Source organism: uncultured Porphyromonas sp. (assembly GCF_934359325.1).
Taxonomy (GTDB): domain Bacteria; phylum Bacteroidota; class Bacteroidia; order Bacteroidales; family Porphyromonadaceae; genus Porphyromonas_A.
The window spans coordinates 1-1,894 of the sequence record NZ_CAKRLH010000259.1 but is presented as its reverse complement, the minus strand read 5'-3'; the positions used below and the strand labels follow the sequence as shown (position 1 = coordinate 1,894).

The following is a 1,894-nucleotide window of genomic DNA, read 5'->3' as shown; positions in this document are numbered from 1 at the left end:
AAGACGCTGAAGGAGAATGGATTTCACTTCACCCTCGCCTACACCAGCTACCTCAAGCGTGCCATCAAGACCCTAAATATTGTCCTCGATAAGATGGATCTCGACTGGATCCCCGTCCGCAAGACCTGGCGCCTCAATGAGAAGCACTACGGCATGCTGCAGGGGCTCAATAAGGCTGAGACTGCCGAGAAGTATGGTGACGAACAGGTGCACGTATGGCGCCGCAGCTACGACGTACCGCCCACGGAGCTGGAGAAGGACGATCCTCGCAGCCCCTTCCAAGACACGCGCTACGCTCACGTAGACCCCAAGGACCTGCCTCTCACGGAGAGCCTCAAGGAGACCGTGGAGCGGATCCTCCCCTACCTCAATGAGGAGATCCTGCCGTCGCTGAAGGACAATGAGGACGTGATCGTCGCCGCTCACGGCAACTCCCTCCGCGGTATCGTCAAGGTGCTGAAGGGGATCTCTGACGAGGATATCCCTGCGCTGAACCTCCCGACCGGCATCCCCTACGTCTTTGAGCTCGACGAGACCGACAACTACCGCGTCATCAAGGACTACTTCCTTGGCGATCCCGAGACGATCAAGAAGCTGATGGATGCAGTTGCCAACCAGGGCAAGGCTAAGAAGTAAGCTTCTCCACTTATACCAAAAGAGAGGCTGTGTCGCCAAGTCGTGACACAGCCTCTCTTTTGATCTTTCCCTTACCGATCAGATCTGACCGTAACCCTCGTAAGTGGGGGCAGGCTTGGGATCAGGCCCGTAGGCATTGGGACCGGTCTTGCCGGGGATAAAGGCGACGACCAGCACCACCAGCCCGACTAGGGAATTAAGGACATTATAGATACTTGTCACTGTATGGGGGATGACTCCCGGTTCGATCATGAAAAACAAAGTGATGACGTAGTTAAGTATCGTCACCCCCCCGACTACCCAGAAGAGTCCGGTGGAGATCCCCACATCGTGGAAGCGACGACAAGTAACTGCCAGCCACGGAACCAGAAGCAGGAGCTCCACGATCATCATAGCCCAGAAGTAAACGTTCTCGGACATAAGAGAGTAGATGTACTCTTTGTCATCTGGATTTTGTGACATATACTGCATTGTGTCGGGATCGGACATCATCTCTCCAACAGTGGTTGCCACAAAAAGGACCACCGGCACAATAAAGATGAGTAGCTGAAAGAGGATATAGCTCCACCACTCCTTGCGGCGCGCGCGTCCGGAGAAGTCGGAGTACTTCTTCGTGATGCAGCGGACGAAGTAGCCCCAGAGGGAGAGATTTTCGCCCTGCGGGGCGGTGTTGTTGTTTTGGATCACTTCCATTGTCAAGTTTGTATTTAAGGGTTTTGAGTATCACTCGCCCTTGGGAGCGAGACCATACTTATTCTTTTTCCTCCCACCGGGGATGATCGCCACACCGAGGATGAAGATCAGCGCACAGGCGGCGAGGAGCATCGACAGGACAAAGAATCCCGGTCCCCCGAGACCGCCATAGGGGGTGAAGAAGAGCGGGATCGGCAGCAGGACGAGCAGCATACCCAGCAGGACGGGCCAGGCAGGCAGGTTGCAGTCGTGGAAGCGACGCACCGCCACAGCCATCCCGGCGAGGAGGAGCCAGAGGGCGAGCAGTCCGATGATACAGGTGATGATGGCGCCCGACCCGGCGAAGGGATCTGTGATGTCTATCCGGCCGAGAGAGGACGCCCAGGCAACGATGCCGCACAGCAATCCCCCGAAGAGGACCGCAAAGAGCATATACCCCCAAAATTCCCTCCTCCGTGCCCTACCTGTAAAGGTGACACACTTGCGAGTCATACATGAGATAAAGATCCGGAAGAGTGACTCCTGCTCCTCTACTTGCTTGCTTGGTATCATAATAGTTGAGTGC

Annotated in this window: 3 protein-coding genes; 1 reads left to right on the top strand and 2 read right to left on the bottom strand. The window is 55.6% G+C overall.

Annotated elements, in window-relative coordinates; translation table 11 throughout:
• Nucleotides 1–636: 2,3-diphosphoglycerate-dependent phosphoglycerate mutase (gene gpmA, locus Q0F21_RS07565; RefSeq protein WP_297238782.1), on the top strand; the 636-nt coding region annotated here is incomplete at its 5' end.
• A 78-nt stretch (nt 637–714) separates the two neighbouring features.
• Here gpmA and Q0F21_RS07560 read toward each other — a convergent pair.
• Nucleotides 715–1,329, bottom strand: coding sequence for a DUF805 domain-containing protein (locus Q0F21_RS07560; RefSeq protein WP_297238780.1), 615 nt, complete (start codon nt 1,327–1,329; stop codon nt 715–717).
• A gap of 30 nt (nt 1,330–1,359) precedes the next feature.
• Nucleotides 1,360–1,881, bottom strand: a complete 522-nt coding sequence (locus Q0F21_RS07555) for a DUF805 domain-containing protein (protein ID WP_297238778.1) — start codon at nt 1,879–1,881, stop codon at nt 1,360–1,362.
• Nucleotides 1,882–1,894 lie beyond the last annotated feature (13 nt).